At 70.6% G+C, this 19,597-nt stretch carries 18 protein-coding genes and 1 pseudogene; 15 read left to right on the forward strand and 4 right to left on the reverse strand.

What is annotated here, in order from left to right; genetic code table 11:
* Window positions 1-192: 192 nt before the first annotated feature.
* From P3G67_RS28855 to P3G67_RS28880, 6 genes are all read left to right on the forward strand, one after another.
* Complete coding sequence (locus P3G67_RS28855; RefSeq protein ID WP_269853823.1) at window positions 193-879, forward strand: UbiX family flavin prenyltransferase; 687 nt, start codon at window positions 193-195, stop codon at window positions 877-879.
* Window positions 880-1,030: 151 nt separating this feature from the next.
* A complete protein-coding gene (locus P3G67_RS28860; RefSeq protein ID WP_269853926.1) occupies window positions 1,031-1,486 on the forward strand; it encodes an Lrp/AsnC family transcriptional regulator in 456 nt (151 codons plus the stop codon).
* A gap of 72 nt (window positions 1,487-1,558) precedes the next feature.
* Entirely contained in the window at window positions 1,559-2,722 is a 1,164-nt protein-coding gene (gene mqnE, locus P3G67_RS28865; protein WP_269853822.1) for an aminofutalosine synthase MqnE, read from the forward strand.
* Window positions 2,723-2,827: 105 nt separating this feature from the next.
* A complete protein-coding gene (locus P3G67_RS28870; RefSeq protein ID WP_269853925.1) occupies window positions 2,828-3,124 on the forward strand; it encodes a DUF4229 domain-containing protein in 297 nt (98 codons plus the stop codon).
* 145 nt (window positions 3,125-3,269) lie between these two features.
* Entirely contained in the window at window positions 3,270-4,598 is a 1,329-nt protein-coding gene (locus P3G67_RS28875) for a dicarboxylate/amino acid:cation symporter (protein ID WP_269853821.1), read from the forward strand.
* Window positions 4,599-4,758: 160 nt separating this feature from the next.
* Window positions 4,759-5,358, forward strand: coding sequence for a class I SAM-dependent methyltransferase (locus tag P3G67_RS28880; protein ID WP_276096110.1), 600 nt, complete (start codon window positions 4,759-4,761; stop codon window positions 5,356-5,358).
* 52 nt (window positions 5,359-5,410) lie between these two features.
* On the opposite strand, the gene P3G67_RS28885 is transcribed toward P3G67_RS28880, so the two are convergent.
* A complete protein-coding gene (locus tag P3G67_RS28885; protein WP_276096111.1) occupies window positions 5,411-5,914 on the reverse strand; it encodes an SH3 domain-containing protein in 504 nt (167 codons plus the stop codon).
* 496 nt (window positions 5,915-6,410) lie between these two features.
* Window positions 6,411-7,304: a LysR family transcriptional regulator gene (locus P3G67_RS28890; protein ID WP_276096112.1), complete on the reverse strand. Its 894-nt coding sequence runs from the start codon at window positions 7,302-7,304 to the stop codon at window positions 6,411-6,413.
* A gap of 99 nt (window positions 7,305-7,403) precedes the next feature.
* Here P3G67_RS28890 and P3G67_RS28895 point away from each other — a divergent pair, with 99 nt between their 5' ends.
* Window positions 7,404-7,790, forward strand: a complete 387-nt coding sequence (locus tag P3G67_RS28895; RefSeq protein WP_269853817.1) for a nuclear transport factor 2 family protein — start codon at window positions 7,404-7,406, stop codon at window positions 7,788-7,790.
* 57 nt (window positions 7,791-7,847) lie between these two features.
* On the opposite strand, the pseudogene P3G67_RS28900 reads toward P3G67_RS28895, so the two are convergent.
* Window positions 7,848-8,720: pseudogene (locus tag P3G67_RS28900) on the reverse strand (lipase family protein); the annotation flags it as partial.
* Between the two features lie 270 nt (window positions 8,721-8,990).
* Window positions 8,991-9,194, reverse strand: a complete 204-nt coding sequence (locus P3G67_RS28905) for a cold-shock protein (protein ID WP_269853815.1) — start codon at window positions 9,192-9,194, stop codon at window positions 8,991-8,993.
* Between the two features lie 361 nt (window positions 9,195-9,555).
* On the opposite strand from P3G67_RS28905, the gene P3G67_RS28910 reads away from it, so the two are divergent.
* The 8 genes from P3G67_RS28910 to P3G67_RS28945 all read left to right on the forward strand — a co-directional run bounded on the left by P3G67_RS28910 (window position 9,556) and on the right by P3G67_RS28945 (window position 19,595).
* Window positions 9,556-10,404: a menaquinone biosynthetic enzyme MqnA/MqnD family protein gene (locus tag P3G67_RS28910; protein ID WP_276096114.1), complete on the forward strand. Its 849-nt coding sequence runs from the start codon at window positions 9,556-9,558 to the stop codon at window positions 10,402-10,404.
* Between the two features lie 164 nt (window positions 10,405-10,568).
* Window positions 10,569-11,405, forward strand: coding sequence for a hypothetical protein (locus P3G67_RS28915; RefSeq protein WP_276096115.1), 837 nt, complete (start codon window positions 10,569-10,571; stop codon window positions 11,403-11,405).
* 86 nt (window positions 11,406-11,491) lie between these two features.
* Window positions 11,492-12,670 (forward strand): cyclic dehypoxanthinyl futalosine synthase, encoded by a 1,179-nt coding sequence (gene mqnC, locus P3G67_RS28920; RefSeq protein WP_276096116.1) that lies wholly within the window; start codon window positions 11,492-11,494, stop codon window positions 12,668-12,670.
* Between the two features lie 8 nt (window positions 12,671-12,678).
* Window positions 12,679-13,128 (forward strand): imidazolonepropionase-like domain-containing protein, encoded by a 450-nt coding sequence (locus P3G67_RS28925; RefSeq protein ID WP_276096117.1) that lies wholly within the window; start codon window positions 12,679-12,681, stop codon window positions 13,126-13,128.
* A 258-nt stretch (window positions 13,129-13,386) separates the two neighbouring features.
* Window positions 13,387-14,913: a hypothetical protein gene (locus tag P3G67_RS28930; RefSeq protein ID WP_276096118.1), complete on the forward strand. Its 1,527-nt coding sequence runs from the start codon at window positions 13,387-13,389 to the stop codon at window positions 14,911-14,913.
* An 87-nt stretch (window positions 14,914-15,000) separates the two neighbouring features.
* Window positions 15,001-15,693: a demethylmenaquinone methyltransferase gene (locus tag P3G67_RS28935; protein ID WP_269853809.1), complete on the forward strand. Its 693-nt coding sequence runs from the start codon at window positions 15,001-15,003 to the stop codon at window positions 15,691-15,693.
* 118 nt (window positions 15,694-15,811) lie between these two features.
* Entirely contained in the window at window positions 15,812-17,101 is a 1,290-nt protein-coding gene (locus P3G67_RS28940) for a geranylgeranyl reductase family protein (RefSeq protein WP_276096119.1), read from the forward strand.
* Between the two features lie 760 nt (window positions 17,102-17,861).
* Window positions 17,862-19,595, forward strand: a complete 1,734-nt coding sequence (locus tag P3G67_RS28945; RefSeq protein ID WP_276096155.1) for an ABC transporter ATP-binding protein — start codon at window positions 17,862-17,864, stop codon at window positions 19,593-19,595.
* Window positions 19,596-19,597 lie beyond the last annotated feature (2 nt).

Below are 19,597 nucleotides of genomic sequence, written 5' to 3' on the forward strand. Positions count from 1 at the left end.
AACCCCGTTGACCTCCTGCGCCCCGGCCCGGTTCCGCGCACTCCCGGGCCGCGCCCGGGGCAGCCTGCCCCCGGTCGGGAGATGTGCTTCCACGGTAGACAACGGGTCCGACATCCGTCCCGGTTCCGCGGCGCAGGTGGTTCTGCGGGCATCCGGCCCGGTCGGGGCCGTTCGGACGGATAGGCTCCCGGTGTGGAGCCGCGACACACCTCATCGATACCCGACGACCGCCGACGTCCCTGGGTGGTCGGCGTCTCCGGGGCCTCCGGCACCCCGTTCGCGGCGTCCGTCGTCCGGGCGCTGCTGCACGCGGGGGAGGCGGTCGACCTGGTGGTCAGCCGGGCCGCCCGGCTGACGGTGCTGGACGAGACGGGTCACCCGTTCCGGGACGCCCACTGGCGCGAGGACCTCGCCCGGTGGCTGGCACGCGGCGCCGACGGCACGCCGGACGCGTACGACGTCGACCTCGCCGCGGTGCGCTGCTGGCCCGCGGGTGACCTGGCGGCCGGGCCCTCGTCCGGCTCGTACCCGGCGAAGGGCATGCTGATCGTTCCGGCGAGTACGGCGTGCGTGGCGGGAGTGGCGCTCGGGCTGTCGAAGGACCTGTTGCAGCGTGCCGCGAGCGTGACGCTCAAGGAACGGCGGCCGTTGGTGGTCGTGGTGCGCGAGACCCCGCTCAGCGGGCCGACGCTCCGGCAGCTGGTCGCCCTTGACGAGGCGGGCGCCGTGGTGCTGCCCGCCTCTCCCGCCTTCTACGCCGGTGCGGTCAGCGCCCAGGACCTGGTGGACTTCGTGGCCGGCCGGACACTGGACGCCGTCGGCGTGCCGCACAAGCTGTACCGCAGATGGACGGGCGAGCTGGGCGGCGCACAGGGGTGACAGCGGTGCGAAGCACCTCTCTTGAGGGCGGTGGTGGGTGGGCGGACGCCGAGGACCGACGTCGGGTCCTGACGTCAGGTTCCGGGCACCGTGTGCCTTAGATTCAATCCGTAAGCGCGGGACCGAAGTAGGAATGGAAGGCTCCAGGTACATGGACGCGGTGGACAGGCAGCTCATCCAGGCCCTGCGTGAGAACGGCAGGGCGTCCTATGCCGAGCTGGGCAGGCTCGTGGGGCTCTCCGGCCCCAGCGTCACCGACCGCATCAACCGCCTTGAGCAGGCCGGGGTCATCACCGGTTACCGCGCCACCGTGGCCCCCGCCGCGCTGGGCCTCGGCGCCACCGCGCTGGTCGGCATCCAGCTCAGCGACGCCGCCGACCACGAGGACGTGGCGCGCCGGATGCAGGACCTGGACGAGATCGAGGACTGCTGGTTCATCGCGGGCGACGACTCGTTCATGCTCAAGGTCCGGGTGCCCGACGTGGACGGACTCGAGCACACCATCCGGCGGCTGTCAGGCATCCGCGGCGTGGCCCGCACCCGCACCACCGTGGTCCTCTCCACGAAGTGGGAGAACCGGGTCGGCGAGCTGCCCGAAGAGGTCTGACCGGGGCCGCCCTGTCGGCGCCGTCAGGGTCAGGGCGTACTCTCGATCGGGTCTAGGTGAGAAGGAGGCGGCATGGACGCGGGGCTCAAGCGTGAGCTGGAGGAGAAGGTCTACGCGGGGGAGCGGTTGACCCGCGAGGACGGGATCGCCCTCTACGAGTCCGACGACCTCGCCTGGCTCGGCGGTCTCGCGCACCACGTGCGGACGCAGAAGAACGGCGACGTCGTCCACTTCAACGTCAACCGCCACCTGAACATGACCAACGTGTGCACGGCGTCGTGCGCGTACTGCTCGTTCCAGCGCAAGCCGGGCGAGAAGGACGCCTACACCATGCGCATCGAGGAGGCCGTCCGGCTCGCCCAGCAGATGGAGGGCGACAACCTCACCGAGCTGCACATCGTCAACGGCCTGCACCCGACGCTGCCTTGGCGCTACTACCCGCGTTCGCTGCGCGCGCTCAAGGAGGCCCTGCCGCAGGTGGCGCTGAAGGCGTTCACCGCCACCGAGATCCACCACTTCGAGACGATCTCCGGCCTCGACGCGTCGGAGATCCTCGACGAGCTGATCGACGCCGGTCTCGAGTCGCTGACCGGCGGTGGCGCCGAGATCTTCGACTGGGAGGTCCGGCAGCACATCGTGGACCACCGCACCCACTGGGAGGACTGGTCCCGTATCCACCGGCTGGCGCACTCCAAGGGCCTCAAGACGCCGAGCACCATGCTCTACGGCCACATCGAGGAGCCGCGGCACCGCGTCGACCACGTCCTGCGGCTGCGTGAACTCCAGGACGAGACCGGCGGTTTCCAGGTCTTCATCCCGCTGCGCTACCAGCACGACTTCGTGGACATGAAGGACGGCAAGATCCGCAACCGCCTTCAGGCCCGCACCACGATGGCCTCCGGCGCCGAGGCGCTGAAGACCTTCGCGGTCTCCCGGCTGCTGTTCGACAACGTGCCGCACGTCAAGGTGTTCTGGGTGATGCACGGTCTGTCCACCGCCCAACTCGCCCTGAACCACGGTGCGGACGACATGGACGGCTCGGTGGTCGAGTACAAGATCACGCATGACGCGGACGACTTCGGCACCCCGAACAAGCTGACCCGCGAGGACCTGCTGGACCTGATCCGGGACGCGGGCTTCCGGCCGGTCGAGCGCAACACCCGGTACGAGGTCATCCGCGAGTACCCGGGTCCGGACGCCGACCGCCGGGAGTCCCCGCAGCCCATGCGGGTGTGAGGCCGCCCCCCGAGGTGATCGTCCGGGAGGCGTGTTTCACTGGTGGGGTATGTACCGTACGGACGAGGAAAGAGTGGAAACGTCGTGAGCTGGAAGCCGAGCGCCATGCTCCGCTATACCGCGATGCGCCTTGGCCTGTTCGTGGCGAGCTTCGCCGTCATCTGGGGCCTCGTCTACCTGCGTGTCCTCCCGTCCGGGCTCGGCAGCTCCAACCTGCTGTGGGTGCTGCTGCTCGCGCTGGTCATCTCCGGGGCGCTGAGCTACGCGTTGCTGCGCAAGGTACGTGACCAGGCGTCCGCGCAGATCTCGGAGCGGGTGGACCGCACCCGCCGGGCCTTCGACGCCAAGGCCGGTGACGAGGACGCCGCCGACGACGCGGCGCGCAGCGCGCAGAGCGGCTGAGCCTCAACATGTGACGGTCGTCACGCACTTCACCACGCCCCGCGAGGGAATCACCCTTCCCTTGCGGGGCGTTGGTGTCTCTTGTCATCGCAATCCCAAAGAATCGCTTTGGGGTTGTCAAAGTACGAGTGTTAGCGTGACCGACATGTCCTCTTCCGCCACCCAAGCAGCGCCTACCGGTACGTCACGTCGAATACCCAGGATCCCGTTCTGGGCCCAGATCCTGTTGGGTCTCGTCGGTGGCGCGTTGCTCGGCTGGCTGGCGCACAGCCAGGACATCGCATGGCTGGGCAGCACCCTGGCGCAGATCGGCCACCTCTTCGTCCAGCTGCTGAAGCTGGCGGTCGCCCCGCTGGTCTTCTTCGCGATCGTGGTGTCCATCACCAACCTGCGCAACGTCTCCAACGCCGCCCGGCTGGCCACCCGCACCCTGCTGTGGTTCATGGCCACCTCGCTGATCGCGGTCGTCATCGGCCTGGCGATCGGGCTGCTCACCCACCCCGGTTCGGGCACCGGACTGACCGCGGCCAACGGTTCCAAGCCGCAACACACCGGCTCCTGGCTGGACTTCCTCACCGGCATCGTCCCGACCGACATCATCACGCCGTTCACCCAGCTCAACGTGTTGCAGATCGTCTTCATGGCGGCCGTCGTCGGCATCGCGGCGCTGCAACTCGGTGAGAGGGCACAGCCGTTGCTCACCCTCAGCGGCAGTGTCCTGGAACTGCTGCAGAAGGCGCTGTGGTGGGTCATCCGGCTCGCTCCGCTGGGCACGCTGGGCCTGATCGGCAACGCGATCAACACCTACGGCTGGGACCTGATCAAGCAGTACGCGACGTTCACCGTCGATGTCTACGTCGGCTGCGCGCTGGTGATGTTCGGCGTCTACCCGCTGCTGCTGGCCACCGTGGCCAAGGTCAGTCCGCTGCGGTTCTTCCGCGGGGCCTGGCCCGCGATCCAGCTCGCCTTCGTCTCCCGCTCCTCGGTCGGCACCATGCCGGTCACCCAGCGGGTCACCGAGCGGCTGGGCGTGCCGCGCGAGTACGCCTCGTTCGCGGTGCCGTTCGGCGCCACGACCAAGATGGACGGCTGTGCCGCGATCTACCCGGCGATCTCCGCGATCTTCATCGCCGAGGTCTTCGGCATCCACCTGGGCATAGGCGACTACGTGCTGATCGCCTTCGTCTCGGTCATCGGCTCCGCCGCCACCGCCGGACTGACCGGCGCGGTCGTGATGCTCACCCTCACCCTGTCCACGCTCGGCCTCCCCCTGGAGGGCGTCGGTCTGCTGCTGGCCATCGACCCGATCCTGGACATGATGCGCACGGCGACGAACGTCGCCGGGCAGTCGGTCATCCCGATCCTGGTGGCCGCCCGTGAGCGGCTGCTGGACCGGGAGGCCTTCGACGCGGCCGACGGCGAGTTCGACCTGGACGGCTCGGACGAACCGGAGCGGGTCGCCGCGGCTGCGTAGTTACGCCCTTCGAGAGGCCCTCGCCAGTCGGTGAGGGCCTCTCGTCGTTGCTGGGGCACTGCCAAGCTGTCGCAGGAGGGCGGGTCCAGGTTCGACGCTGTTTGCCAGACGATCGGAGGCCGCCGCCGGGTGAACTTCCGTCGCGCCGTAGGGTGTTGGCGTGATCGATCCCACCGTGGCGACGCGCGCCGCGTATGACGGCATCGCGGCCGAGTACGCGCGGCAGTGGAGTACGCCCCCGGCGTGGATGGGTGCTGAGTTGGAGCGCCTGGCCGGGCGGCTGCCCGCCGGGGCGCGGATAGCGGACATCGGCTGCGGCCCCGGGCATCACACCCGGATGTTGCGGGAGCGCGGCTTCGACGTCACCGGGTTCGACCTGTCGCGGGCGATGCTCACCGCGGCCGGGGTGCCGGGGCTGGTGCAGGCCGACATGCGGGCGCTGCCGGTGGACGCGGGGGCGCTGGACGCGGTGTGGTGTGTGGCCGCGCTGCTGCACGTACCGCGGCCCGAAGTGCCGGTGGTACTCGGTGAGTTCGGGCGGGTGCTGCGGGCGGGTGGCGAGTTGCTGCTCAGCGTCGCCGAGGGCGACGGCGAGGGGTGGGACGAGCGGGCCTATGGGCCCTCGCGCCGGCGCTGGTACGTACTGCACCGGTACGAGGCGCTCGCCGAGCTGCTGGACGCGGCCGGGTTCGACGTGGCCGACCACGCTCGGCAGTCGACGCACCGCGAGTGGCTGCGGGTTCACGCCCGGCGCCGTTGAACAGCGGTGCCCCTGCCGCTGTCCGCGGCAGGGGCACACCCGTCAGCACGCGTCAGTCGTGGTGGATACGGGCGCGGTGGGTGACGGTGGAGTTCTGCGCGGTGGCGCTGGGCATCGCGCTGGGCGAGGCCTGGCCGGGGGTGGCGGCCACGTTGCCCGGCAGGATGCTGGGGCTCTGGCTGGGCATCGCCTGCGGGCGCTGGCCGGGCATCGGCCGGGACGGGCGGTGGCCGGGGCGCAGGTGCTGCTTGTGGCCCGGCAGGCTGGGCAGCGTGGTGACGTTGCGGCACCAGCGGGGGAGCCGGCCCACGTTCTTGACGTAGCTGGCGCTCACCCACTCGCGCTGGCGGGTGTCCAGCTTGTACCAGATCGCGTTGCCGCGGACCCGCTGGCCGCGGACCTTGCAGACGATGCGGACGACCCGGCCGCTGTCCAGGTGGCCGACGGCCTGGTACCGGGTGCTCGGCCCGCTCCTGATCACCACACTGTGCCGGGCGACCACGCGGCCCTTGGCGTCGGGGACGAGCATCGTGTGGTGGCCGCGGCCGGTCGGCATGCCGGTGTCGGCCTGGGCGGGAACTGCGGGTACACACAGGAGTCCGACGACTCCGATTGCTACGGCGAGGCGGCGCATAGGGACCTCAGTTCTCGTGCGTGAGCGTGCGCTCGTGTGCGAAGGGGTGCGCCCAGCATGCGCGGACCGGTCGTCGGAAACCCTGAGGTGGCAGGGGGAGACACGGCCAATCCCCCGGACGGTGGTACGGGTTCACGCTCTTGCGTCATACGCCGGTCGGGGCTTAGGGGGCGGCGAACCGTGGGCCTGTTTCCTGCCGGGCAGCATGTGTCTACCGCCGGTAACTCGCCTGGTCGTGCCAGAGACGCCCATGTCGCATGACATGTCACCCCAACTCGGTCGCGCTGCATCCTAGTTGACCACTCGGTCGGGCCGTGCCGTGCGGGCCGTCGCCGTGCCCATGGGCGCGGCCGTCACACCGGCGGCTCGGCGCTGCGGGCCGCACCGCCCAGCGGATCGAGGAACCGTACGCCAACCGTCAGACCGGCTCGGCGCCGCGGGCGTAGCGGGCGGCGAACTCCCGGAACCGGCGGCCCGCCGTGCTGCCCGGTCGGCCCTGGTGCCAGGCCAGACCGATGGTGCGGTACGCGTCCTGGTCGGCGATCGGCACCAGCCGGACCCTGGCGGGCGGTGGGCCGCCGTCGCCCGCCGGGACCACGGCGACGCCGAGCCCGGCGGCCACCAGGCCGTTGATGGTGGAGACCTCGGCGCACTCGGACACCACGTCGGGAGTCACCCCGGCCCGGTGGAACAGCTGGCAGGTGATCTGCCGCAGTCCCAGCGCCGGGCGCATGATGATGAGCCGCTCGTCCGTCAGCTCGTCCAGCCGGACGGTGTCGCGGTCGGCGAGCCGGTGGTCGGCGGGCACCGCGAGCCCCAACCGCTCGTCGCGCAGCGGCAACCAGCCGAGCTGCGGGTCGGACGGCCGCGGGCTGGTGATCGCGGCCTCCGCGGTGCCGTCCCGCAGCAGCTCCAGCACGGCCCCGGCCGAGTCCTGGTGCAACGTGAAGCGCGCGCCGGGGGAGTCCTGGGCGTACGCGCCGAGCAGCCGGGGCACCAGCCAGCTGCCGAGCGAGTGCACGAAGGCCAGGCCGAGTGTCTCCCGCGGCGGGGCGAGCAGCGTGGCGATGCGGCCCTGCGCCGCGTCCAGCTCGTCCAGCGCCCGCTGTGCGTGCCGCCGGAAGATCCGGCCGTAGTCGTTGAGGCGTAGCCGGTGCCGGTCGCGGTCGAACAGCCGGGCGCCGACCTGCCGTTCCAGTCGCAGCAGCGCCCGCGACAGCGTCGGCTGGGCTATCCGTAGCCGCGCCGCCGCCTCGGTCACATGCTCGGTCTCGGCGAGCGTGAGGAACCAGCGCAGTTCGTCGATGGTCACCCGGAGATTGTCCCTCTTCCCAGGGTTATGCACGGGGCGCATGAACCGGCACCAAATCCGGTATTTCCCTTTTGGTGGACGGGCGTTGATGCTGGCTACATGCTCACTACTGACGAGAAACTCGCACTGGCCACCGCGTTCCACACCGGCCTTGTCACCGCCGACTGGGAATTGATCCGTTCACTGCTCACCGACGACGCCAGCTGGACGCTGCCCGGCGACAACCGGATTTCCGGTCGGGTGGTCGGCGCGGACGCGGTGGTGGAGCGTGCCCGGCTGATCGCCGGATACGGCGTGAATTTCGACTTCCAGCGCGTTCTGGTCAGCCGCGACAACCTGGCGCTGTCACTGCACAACACCGCGGAACGCAACGGTGTGCGGCTGGACGAATACCTGGCCACCGTGTGCTTTCTACGGGACGGAAAGATCGCGGCTATCGAGACGTATCTGTCGGATGTCGACGGGATGAACGCCTTCTTCTGCTGAGCGCCAACCGGTGGTACGGGAGTTCGGCGAGGCGGGCGCCGAACTCCCGTACCGCGTTCAGCAGTTGCCGTCCGCGGGTCGGCCCGCGAAGCGCTCCGCCAGCCAGTCCATGGCCAGCGGCGAGCCCGCGACCGCGCCCTCCACGTGCCCCATCAGCGGCAGCTCCCGCCACCACACGGTGCCGCCCTCGCCGCACCACTCGCGGCGCAGTTGGGCGGCCACCGGGTAAGGGATCAGCTCGTCGTCGGTCGCCTGGTACAGGTGGACCGGGGCGTCGGGGGCGTGGGTGCCCAGTTGGTCCGCGCGCAGCCGCCGCTGCCAGTCGGGCTGGACCAGCGGGTCGGTGACCGTCACCTCGTCGACGGTCTTGAACGCCGCCGCGATGGTGTCCTCGGCCACGCACTGCGTCTTGTCCAGGTCTACGTAGTAACGTCCCTTGGCGTTCAGGTACTTGGCCAGGTCGAGCTCGGGGTAGGCGGTGTCGTGGCCGACACCGGCCATCAGGATCAGGCCCGCGCCGATGTTGCCGTTGTTGTAGTCGGCGACCTTCAGCAGGTCGGCGGGCACGCCGCCGGTGGCGGTGCCCTGGACGTTCAGGTCGGGCGCGTAGCCGTGGTGCAGTTCGGCGGCCCATCCGGCGGCCTGGCCGCCCTGCGAGTAGCCCATGATGCCGACCGGGCTGTCGGCGTCCAGACCGGTGCCGGGCAGGCGCTCGGCCGCGCGGGCGGCGTCCAGTACCGCCTGGCCCTCGGCCCGGCCCACCGTGTAGGTCTCCACGCCCGGGTCGCCGACCAGCTCGTAGTCGGTGACCGCGACCGCCCAGCCGCGCAGCAGCGCCTGGTTGATCAGGTTGCCCTCGACGGCGGTTCCGGTGGGGAACCCGGCCGAGGGCGCGCACTTGGGGGCCAGTCCCACCGTGCCGACGGCGTAGCGGTGGCGGCGGCCGGCGGCAGGGCGGCGCTCATCGCGAGTGCGGTGAGTGCGGCGAGGACGGCGCGCCGGGTGCGCGAGATCGTGCGGGTCATGGCGGCGGCTCTCCCAACTGCCCTGGGTGACGTACGGGTTCGTCCGCGCTCAGGGATTTTCCCGGCCGGGACCCGATACCGCCAGACGCGTGCGGAGGGAAAACTCGCGCGCCCGGAAAAGGCAGGAGCCCCGCGCGCTGCGCGGGGCTCCTTGGGTACTGCGTATCGGACGCGATTACGCCGGGGTGACGTTCTCGGCCTGCGGGCCCTTCGGGCCCTGGGTGACGTCGAAGGTCACGCTCTGGTTCTCCTCGAGGGAGCGGAAGCCAGCGGCGTTGATCGCGGAGTAGTGAACGAAGACGTCGGGGCCCCCGCCGTCCTGGGCGATGAAGCCGAAGCCCTTTTCAGCGTTGAACCACTTCACGGTTCCGGTAGCCATAAAGCCCTCCTTGGGCCAAGGGTCGCCCTGCTCCAGAACCTGCAAAGAAGTCTGAAAACTACAAAAGCCTGCGGCGTCACATGCTCCGCAGGCTCTGTACTGCAAGGGAAACCAAACTGCAACTTGCGTTGAGGGTAGCACGGCACAACTGAACCGGGGAAGAGGTCGAAGATCTCCGGCCATGGCGTGTCCCAGCCTCTTGACGTCGGCCAAAACCGCCCGAGCGGCCGCTTCCGGACCGCCCCGTGACAAGATCGGGATCGGTCGCGGCTAGCCTCCCGATGTGGACAATTCTGCGTTTACGCCTGCACCGGCCGCATCCGCCACCGACCCCCGCCACCACCGTCCGAACCGCCCCCGGGTGGGTCACATCCAGTTCCTGAACTGCCTCCCCCTCTACTGGGGACTCGCCCGAACGGGGACGCTGCTCGACCTGGAGTTGACCAAGGACACCCCGGACGAGCTCAACGACATGCTGGTCCGCGGCGACCTCGACATCGGCCCGATCTCGCTGGTGGAGTTCCTGCGGCACGCGGACGACCTGGTCGTGCTGCCGGACATCGCGGTGGGCTGCGACGGCCCGGTGATGTCCTGCGTGATCGTCAGTCAGGTTCCGCTCGACCAGCTGGACGGCGCCAAGGTGGCGCTCGGCTCCACCTCCCGCACCTCCGTTCGCCTCGCCCAGTTGCTGCTGGCGGAGCGGATCGGCGTCGCCCCGGACTACTACACCTGCCCGCCCGACCTCGGGCTGATGATGCAGGAGGCGCAGGCCGCCGTGCTGATCGGAGACGCCGCGCTGCGCGCCACCCTGCACGACGCGCCTCGGCTCGGCCTTGAGGTGCACGATCTGGGGCTGATGTGGAAGGAGTGGACCGGGCTGCCGTTCGTCTTCGCGGTCTGGGCGGCCCGCCGCGACTACCTGGCCACCCGCCCGCGCGCCGTGTTCGAGGTGCACAAGGCGTTCCTGGCCTCCCGCGACCTCTCCCTGGAAGAGGTGGAGAAGGCCGCCGAGCAGGCGGCGCGCTGGGAGACGTTCGACGCCGAACTGCTGCGGCGCTACTTCACCACGCTCGACTTCTCGCTCGGCCGCGACCAGCTGACCGGCATCGCCGAGTTCGCCCGCCGGGTCGGCGACACCACTGGCTTCGCGCCGGACGTGGCAGTGGAGCTCTACCAGCCGGAGGCCTACACCGGACCCCGCACGGCCTAGTCCGCGCCCCCGCGCCGTGGCGCGTCCCGTCGCCGGGCATCCGCCGGGACGGCGAGACGCGGCACGGCGCGCACGGGCATCCGCCGCCGTCCCCTGACGGGTTGCCAGACTGCGTACGTGGAACATACGCGGTAACCGACATGGGCGAGGCGGGAGCGTGGCCGGTGAGCGAGAAGAAACGTCCCTCCGCCGACGAACTGCTGGAGGCGCTGAACGTCAAGGCGATCCGGGCGCTGCGGCGCGCCGGGTTCGGCCTGCCCAGGCTGCGCGAGATGGCGAGGGGCGAGGACGGCGACGAGCGGGTGCACGCCATCGTCGCGGAGTTCACCACCGACGACACCCAGCGGATGGTGCGCACCACCTGGCCGCCCGACCGGCTGCCGCGCCCCGCCGACCACACGCCGCTGACCCGCCGGGTGATCAGGCGCTGGACCCTTGTGCTGCTGTTCGACCTGGCGGCCGGGGCGCTGTGCTGGCTGCTGACGCTGGCGGGCAACAGGGCCACCACCCTGGCCGTGGTGCTGGCGTTGCTGATGGTGCATGGGGTGTGGGTGATGCGCGGAATGCCGGAGGCGCCCGGCCACAGGGCCGCCGCCATCCTCGCCTGGGTCGGGCTTCCGGTGCTGCTGCTGGGCGTGGTCTACGGCAGCCCGCGCGCCTACCTCGACATCTGGGGCCGGCAGGCCACCGCCACCGCCTACAGCCAGACCTGGACGCACACCAACGGCACCGCGCCCTCGCCCACCTGCTACGTCCAGCTGCCCGACGGCCAGGTCAGGGAACTGCTCACCGACAACCGCACCTGCGCGGGCCTGGGCAGCGCCGCCGCGCGGCCGATCCCGGTGGTCTACGACCCCGCGGAAGGGGTTCTTCCGGTGTCCGGCACCAAGGCGAGCCTGAACCTCGGACGGGACATGGGTTTCGCCATGGCCGGGCTGCTGCTGGTGGTGCTGGCCGCGGGCACCGCGGTGGTACGAACCGGAGCCGCCGCGGGCGGGTGACCGAACGGCGACGGGTGGGCGGCCGGGCGAAAAGTACCGGACGATACCCTGGCCGAAGGCCACACCGCTTCGCCTCCGGAGGAACCATGCAATCCGTACTGGACCGCGCCGCCGCCGGGGGACGGATCACCCCGCAGGAGGCACTGGAGCTCTACCGGAACGCTCCGCTGCACGCGCTCGGCCAGGCCGCCGACGCCGCTCGCCGCCGCCGCTACGCCGACACCGCGCACATCGCCACGTACATCATCGAGCGGAACATCAACTACACGAACGTGTGCGTCACCGCGTGCAAGTTCTGTGCCTTCTACGCTCCGCCCAAGAGCGACAAGGGCTGGACCCGTGACCTCGACGACATCCTGCGGCGCTGCGCGGAGACCGTCGAACTGGGCGGTACCCAGATCATGTTCCAGGGCGGCCACCACCCCGACTTCGGCGTGGAGTACTACGAGAAGCACTTCGCGGCGATCAAGAAGGACTTTCCGCAGCTGGTGATCCACTCCCTCGGCGCTTCCGAGGTGGAGCACATGGCGCGGATCTCCGGGGTGAGCGTCGAGGAGGCGATCCGCCGGATCCACGCCGCGGGCCTGGACTCGTTCGCGGGCGCCGGCGCGGAACTCCTGCCGGAGCGGCCGCGCAAGGCGATCGCGCCGCTCAAGGAGTCCGGTGAGCGGTGGCTGGAGATCATGGAGACCGCGCACAACCTGGGCGTGGAGTCCACCTCCACCATGCTGATGGGCACCGGCGAGACCAACGCCGAACGCATCGAGCACCTGCGCATGATCCGTGACGTACAGGACCGCACCGGTGGCTTCCGGGCGTTCATCCCGTACACGTACCAGCCGGAGAACAACCACCTCAAGGGCCAGACGCAGGCGACGGTCTTCGAGTACCTGCGGATGATCGCCATCGCGCGGCTGTTCCTGGACAACGTCGCGCACATCCAGGGCTCCTGGCTCACCACCGGCAAGGAGGCGGGCCAACTCTCCCTGCACTACGGGGCGGACGACCTCGGCTCGGTGATGCTGGAGGAGAACGTGGTCTCCTCGGCCGGGGCCAAGCACCGCTCCAACCTGGCGGAGTTGATCCACCTGATCCGTACCGCGGGGCGGGTGCCGGCGCAGCGGGCGACGACCTACGAGCACCTGGTCGTGCACGACGACCCGGCGAACGACCCGGTCAACGACCACGTGGTCTCGCACCTTTCGTCCACCGCGCTCGAAGGGGGCACCGCGCACCCCGAGTTGAAGCTGATCGACGCCTCGTAGGCGCGCGGATGCTGACGATCCACGTCGGCGCCGCACTGCGGCGCACGGCGGACGGCCGGGCCGTGCCCGGGGACGCGGTGGCGGTACGGGACGACCGGGTGGCGGAGGTCGGCCCGCTGGAGGAACTGCGGGAGCGGTATCCGCAGGCGCGGGTGCGCAGTTGGCCCGGCACGGTCGGGCCCGCCCTGGTGCACGAGGGTGAGCTTCCCGCGGCGCCCACGCCGCGGGAGCGGGTCTACGCGGTGCTGCGGTCGGGGGCCACGGCGGTGCTGGCGGACCGGGTCGCGGACCCGGACCTGCGGGACGCCGCGCGGCGCAGCGGGCTCACGGTCTTGGCCGCTCTCGGGCGGCCCGCGGAGCTGGTCCCGTCCGCCCGCGCGGATCTCGCGGTCTTCGACGACGCGGGCACGTGTGTGGCGACGGTCGTCGCGGGCCGCGCGGTACACCGCCGGGCGTAGGTTCCCCCCACCCGCCCGATTGGCATCGGCTTTTGCGGGAGCGCGAGTTGGGAGTACGCCCACCCGCCGGACCAACCGTGCGCAACGGCAGGCGAAAGGCCGAAGCAATCGGTGGGCGGAAGGGAAACCAGGGAAGTCCCAGCGGAAGCGTCAACGTGCCGTAAAGGCAACCCTGTTCGACATCAGGGACGCGTCAAGGCCCCGCTCCACCCGCATCTCACCCGTCAGGGTGATCCGTAACGGGGGAGGTGCGGCGCGGTGGCGGAGACCATCACGACTGCTGGCAGGCGCGTCACCGAGGCGGCGACGCAGACGCGAACGCGGGCGAGCGCGAAGGTGCCGACGCCACCCAGCCGCACACCCGCCCCCAGCCGGCAGCCGCGCGCAACACGCCCGCGCCGCCGCAGTGTCCCCGCGACGCTGCGCGCCGCGCTGACGGTGGTCCTGGCCCTGGTCATCGCGCTCGGCGCGCTGTGCGCCGCGATCCCGGCCCACACCAGCGGCAGTTGGACCGGCATCCAGCAGCGGCTGGCCCCGCAGGTGCGGCACGCGTCCGGGCTGTACCTGGCCCTCACCGACATGGACGCCGAGACCGCGAACATCCTGGTCTTCGGCAACGCGACGGACCTGGCCGGTGCCCGCGCGCAGGCGCGGAAGCTCTACGCCCAGGACCGTGACTCGGTCAGCACCGAGCTGCAGGGCGCCACCCGCTCCGCCGGTAGCGACGCCGCGGCGCAGAACGCGCTGGTGGGGATCCTGGACGGGCTCGGCCAGTACGAGGAACTCGCCTCCCGGGCCACCTCGCTCAACGACCAGGCCGGCGCACCCGCTGGGCACCCGGCGCCGGCCGCCCTCACCGCGTACCGCCAGGCCACCGACCTGATGCGGGATTCGCTGCTTCCGGCGGCGAACAAGTTGATCAACGCCAACAACGCGTCGTTCACGGCCACTTACGACGACGAGCGCGGGCTGCTGTCCGATCTGCGGTGGGCCGCGCTCGGCCTGGGCCTGCTCACCCTCGGCGCGCTCGTCGCGCTGCAGGTGTTCATCACCGGGCGCTTCCGCCGGCTGGTCAACCCGGCGCTGGCCGGCGCGACCCTGCTGTGTGCGGCGGTCATCGGCACCGCCGTCACCATGTCCGGCGACGAGCAGCACCAGCTGGGCATCGCCCGGCACGACGCCTTCGACTCGGTGGTCGCGCTGTCGGCCGCCCGCGCGGTGGGCTACGACGCCAACGCCGACGAGAGCCGCAACCTGCTGGACGCCCAGCGCAGCGGCCAGTACTCGGACGCCTTCTTCGTAAAGTCCCAGGAGATCGCCAAGATCGACGGCTCAGGTCCGGCGACGTACTCCTCGGACGTCGCCGCCGCGCGGCAGGCCTACCTCGCCGACCACAACGATGTGCGGTTCGGCGGCTACCTGGGCACCGAGTTCCGCAACATCACCTTCCCCGGCGAGGGTTCGGCCGCCGAGCGCGCGCTGTCCGCCTGGGTGGACTACGAGCACGTCGACCACACCACCCGCGAGTACGTCGCCGCCGGACGGCTCGACCAGGCCATCCGTCTCAACACCAGCTGGGCCAGGGGCGGTTCGAACTACACGTTCCAGCAGTGGGACGACGCGATGAAGGACGACATCGCGATCAACGACCACGCGTTCGCCGACGCGGTCTCCAGCGGTCAGTCGGAGTTGGACTCGTCGCTGGTCCTGGTCATCGCCGGTACGGCGGTGGCGCTGGCGCTGGCCGCCGTCGGCGTACGGCTGCGGCTGCGCGAGTTCCGCTGACCGAACCCAGCCAGCCCCGGCGTGAGCGCGAGGTCAAACGGGTGGGCGGGTGGGGAAGGCCCCGCGCCGCCGTGGACAATGGGCAGCGTGACCCGAGCCTCCCTGGACAAGCAGCCGTCGGAAGTCGCGTCGATGTTCGACGACGTGGCGGCCAAGTACGACCTGACCAACGACGTGCTGTCGCTGGGGCAGGCCCGGGTGTGGCGCAAGGCGGTGGCCCGCGCCGTGGACGCCCGCCCAGGTGAGCGGGTGCTGGACCTGGCCGCCGGTACCGGCACCTCCTCGCTGCCGTACCTCGACGCGGGCGCGCAGGTCGTGCCGTGCGACTTCTCGCTGGGCATGCTGCGCGAGGGCAAGCGGCGCCATCCGCGGCTGCCGCTGACCGCGGGCGACGCGACGAAGCTGCCGTTCGCGGACGACACCTTCGACGCGGTCACCATCTCCTTCGGGCTGCGCAACGTGCAGGACCACGGCACGGCCCTCGCCGAGATGCTGCGGGTGACCCGGCCCGGCGGCCGGGTGGTGATCTGTGAGTTCAGCCATCCCACGTGGGCGCCGTTCCGCACCGTCTACACCGAGTACCTGATGCGCGCCCTGCCGCCGGTCGCCACCGCGGTCAGCAGCAACCCGGAGGCGTACGTCTACCTCGCCGAGTCGATCCGCGCCTGGCCGGACCAGCCGGGCCTGGCCGCCCGGCTGCGCGAGGCCGGTTGGACGAGGGTCGCCTGGCGCAACCTGACCGGCGGCGTGGTGGCCCTGCACCGCGGCTTCAAGCCGTAGCCCCGCACGCCGGCGAGCCCGGCGCCAGGGCCGCCGAGGGGCCCTGAATAGACTTGCCGCACATGTCCAGTGCCCGGCGTGCCCGGCACGTAGCAACCGAGCCATCGGGAGATCCGTCGTGAGCGAGACCACCGCCACGTCCGAGCGCACCGCCGATGTGATCGTGGTCGGCGCCGGTCCGGCCGGTTCGGCCACCGCTTACCACCTCGCCAAGTCCGGGCTCGACGTGCTGCTGTTGGAGAAGACCGCCTTCCCGCGCGAGAAGGTGTGCGGTGACGGCCTGACGCCCCGCGCGGTCAAGCAACTGGTCGGCATGGGCATCGACATCTCCGAGGAAGCGGGCTGGCTGCGCAACAAGGGGCTGCGGATCATCGGCGGCGGGGTGCGCATGCAACTCGACTGGCCGGACCTGGCCTCGTACCCGGACTACGGTCTGGTGCGCAAGCGCGACGACTTCGACGAGCAACTGGCCCGGCAGGCGGAGAAGGCGGGCGCCCGGCTGTACGAGCGCTGCAACGTCGGCGCCCCGCTGACCGACGCCCGTACCGGCCGGATCACCGGTGTCGAGGCCAAGCTGGGCGAGGAGAAGGCGCCGGTCACCTTCCACGCCCCGCTGGTGGTCGCCGCCGACGGCAACTCCACCCGGCTCTCCCTCGCCATGGGCCTGCACCGCCGCGAGGACCGCCCGATGGGCGTCGCGGTGCGTACGTACTTCACCAGCCCGCGGCACGACGACGACTACCTGGAGTCCTGGCTGGAGTTGTGGGACCGGCGCGGCCCGCAGGACCGGCTGCTGCCCGGCTACGGCTGGATCTTCGGCATGGGCGACGGTACGAGCAACGTCGGGCTCGGGGTGCTCAACACCTCCGCCGCGTTCAAGGAGTTGGACTGGCGCGAGGTGCTCAAGGCGTGGTGCGCCTCGATGCCGGAGGACTGGGGGTACACCCCGGAGAACATGACCGGTCCGATCCGCGGTGCGGCGCTGCCCATGGCGTTCAACCGCCAGCCGCACTACACCCGCGGTCTGCTGCTGGTCGGCGACGCGGGCGGGCTGGTCAACCCGTTCAACGGCGAGGGCATCGCGTACGCGATGGAGTCCGGCCAGATCGCCGCCGACGTCATCGTCCAGGCCGCCGCGCGGGCCACAACCGCCCAGCGGGAGCTGGCACTTCAGCACTACCCGAAGGTGTTGAAGGACACCTACGGCGGCTACTACACGCTGGGCCGCGCGTTCGTGAAGCTCATCGGCAACCCGAAGATCATGAAGCTGGCCGCCCAGCGCGGGCTGACCCACCCGATGCTGATGCGGTTCACGCTGAAGCTGCTGGCCAACCTCACCGATCCGACCGGTGGCGACGCGATGGACCGCATCATCAACGGCCTGAGCAAGGTGGCCCCGCGCGCCTGACGGTGCGCGCACCAATAACCGATACGGTCAACTCCGGTCACGGCAGGTAGGAACCTGTTCGGTATTTGATTGCCCGGTGCGGGCTTTTCTGAATACACCACACCCTGCTCTCAATGACGCCTGGACGACGGGAACGGTTGCAGCCCGACAGGGTGATTTCCAGGGCGTTCCAGAGCTGCCAAAAGCGGCTCCGTCTCAACGTTTCCGCAGGTCAGATGGGGTTCAGTAGTACACGAGAGCGAATTCTCATGGGTTGAAAAGGTATTCTTAGAAAACCTCATATATCTCTAAGCCCTAATTCACGGGAATTGGCTTCCTGGGCTCCGCCGGCCGTGTAGCGTTCTTTCTGTCGCCGCCGGAAGCAGGCGGCGGAAATCCGGCAGCAGTCGGGTTGGCCATTGAATGCGGAGGACATCATGACTTTCCGTAGGATCGTTCCGATCGTCGTCAAGCGTCGTCACCCGGAGCCCCCGAAGAAGCACCGTCCGGTGGGCGAGCCCAAGCACGAGTGCCACAAGCCGGTGGACCGGCGGCGCCACCCGCGCCGTCGCCCCGTTTGCTGATCGAGCCATAACCGGCGGGACCGCGGCGGGGCACGCCGCGGTCCCGCCGTCAACTCGTCCACGGCGCAAGTGGGGTGGCGTTGAGCGGTTACCAGGAGCGCGATTCCGAAAAGCGAATTGGCGCGGAAGAAGAAAACCCGGAACACGCCGAGGGCGCGGAAAGCGAGGAAAACACCCAGCGGGCCAGCGGCGTCGCTGTGCGGCAGGCGTTCCGCCGCTTCTGGCCGTTGGTGAAGGGCGACCGCCGCTGGCTCGCGGTCATCTGCGTGTGCGTCGTACTGGCCGCGCTCGGTGAGACCGCCGCCATCCTGCTGTTCAGCGAGCTGACCGACCACGCCCTGCGCACCGGTTCGGTAGCCGCCTTCTGGCACCCGGCCGGAGAGTGGCTCGCGGTGACGGTCCTGGGCGCGATCATCGGGTACCTGGGCAACTCGCTGGCGGTGTGGACCGCCGAGCGCTTCGTGATGCGGCTACGCGCCCGGGTCTTCGGCCACCTCCAGGACCTGCCTCCGGACTTCTTCGCCCGGCACCGGCTCGGCGACCTGGTCGAGCGGCTCACCGGAGACGTCGCGGTCATCGAGCAACTGGTGCTCACCGGTGTGGTCGGCACCATCTCGGCCCTGTTCAGCGTGGTGTTCTACGCCGCCGCCGCGCTCTGGCTGTGCTGGCAACTGGCGCTGGCCACCTTCTGCCTGGCACCGCTGTTCTGGCTCGCGGCGAGACGGTTCTCCGGTCGGATCAAACGCGTGGCCCGGGCGGAACGGGCCGCGGACGGGGCGATCACCTCGGTGCTTGAGGAGTCGCTGGGCAACATCGTGCTCACCCAGGCGTACAACCGTAAGCGCGCCGAGGAGAGGCGGCTGCGCCGTGAGGCCCGCGCCTGGCTGCGGGCCTCGGTGACCGGCGCCCGGCTGACCGAGCTGTACCAGCAGATCGTCCAGGTCGTGGAGACCCTGTGCGTGCTGGCGGTGATCGGACTCGGCGCCTGGCAGATCGCCCAGCACCGGCTGACGATCGGGCAGCTGCTCGCCTTCGCCGCCTTCCTCGGCTACCTCTATCCGCCCATCCAGTCGCTGGGCAACCTGGGGCTGACCCTCCAGGCGGCCACCGCGGGCGCCGAGCGGCTGCTGGAGATCCTGGACACCGAACCCGCAGTCAGCGATCCGCCGCACCCCGTCAACCCCCGGCGCGTACACGGCACCGTCACGCTCACCGACGTCGGCTTCCGCTACCCGGGCGCCGCGTGCGACGCCCTGAGGGGGATCAGCTTCGAGGCCCGGCCCGGCGAACTGGTGCTGGTCACCGGCCCCAGCGGTGCGGGCAAGTCCACGTTCGCCAAGCTGCTGCTGCGCTTCTACGACCCGGACACCGGCACCGTGCGCCTGGACGGGGTACCGCTGGACGCGCTGCCGTTGGGCTTCCTGCGCCGCCACGTCGCCCTGCTGCCGCAGCAGACCCTGATCCTGCACGACACCATCGCCGAGAACATCGGCTGCGGGCGGCCGGGCGCCAGTCGGGCGGAGATCGTCGAGGCGGCCCGCGACGCCGACGCCCATGACTTCGTCACCGCCCTGCCGGACGGCTACGACACCCTGATCGACCCGCACACCGCCCGGCTCTCCGGCGGTCAGCTGCAGCGCATCGCCATCGCCCGCGCGATGCTGCGCGACGCCCGGGTGCTCGTGCTGGACGAGCCGACCGCGGGTCTGGACGCGGTCGCCGCCCGCCGGGTCATCGGCCCGCTGCGCCGGCTGATGGCGGGCCGCACCACGATCATGATCACCCACGATCTGCAGCTGGCCCCGGACGCCGACCGGATCCTCGTGCTCGACGGCGGACGCCTGGTGGAGCACGGCGGGCACGCGGAACTGCTGGGCCGCCGAAGCGTCTACGCGGAACTGCACTCCGCGCGGCAGGAGGCCCCGGCGTGACC

This window comes from Streptomyces silvisoli (assembly GCF_029269905.1).
Classification (GTDB): Bacteria; Actinomycetota; Actinomycetes; order Streptomycetales; family Streptomycetaceae; genus Streptantibioticus_A; species Streptantibioticus_A silvisoli_A.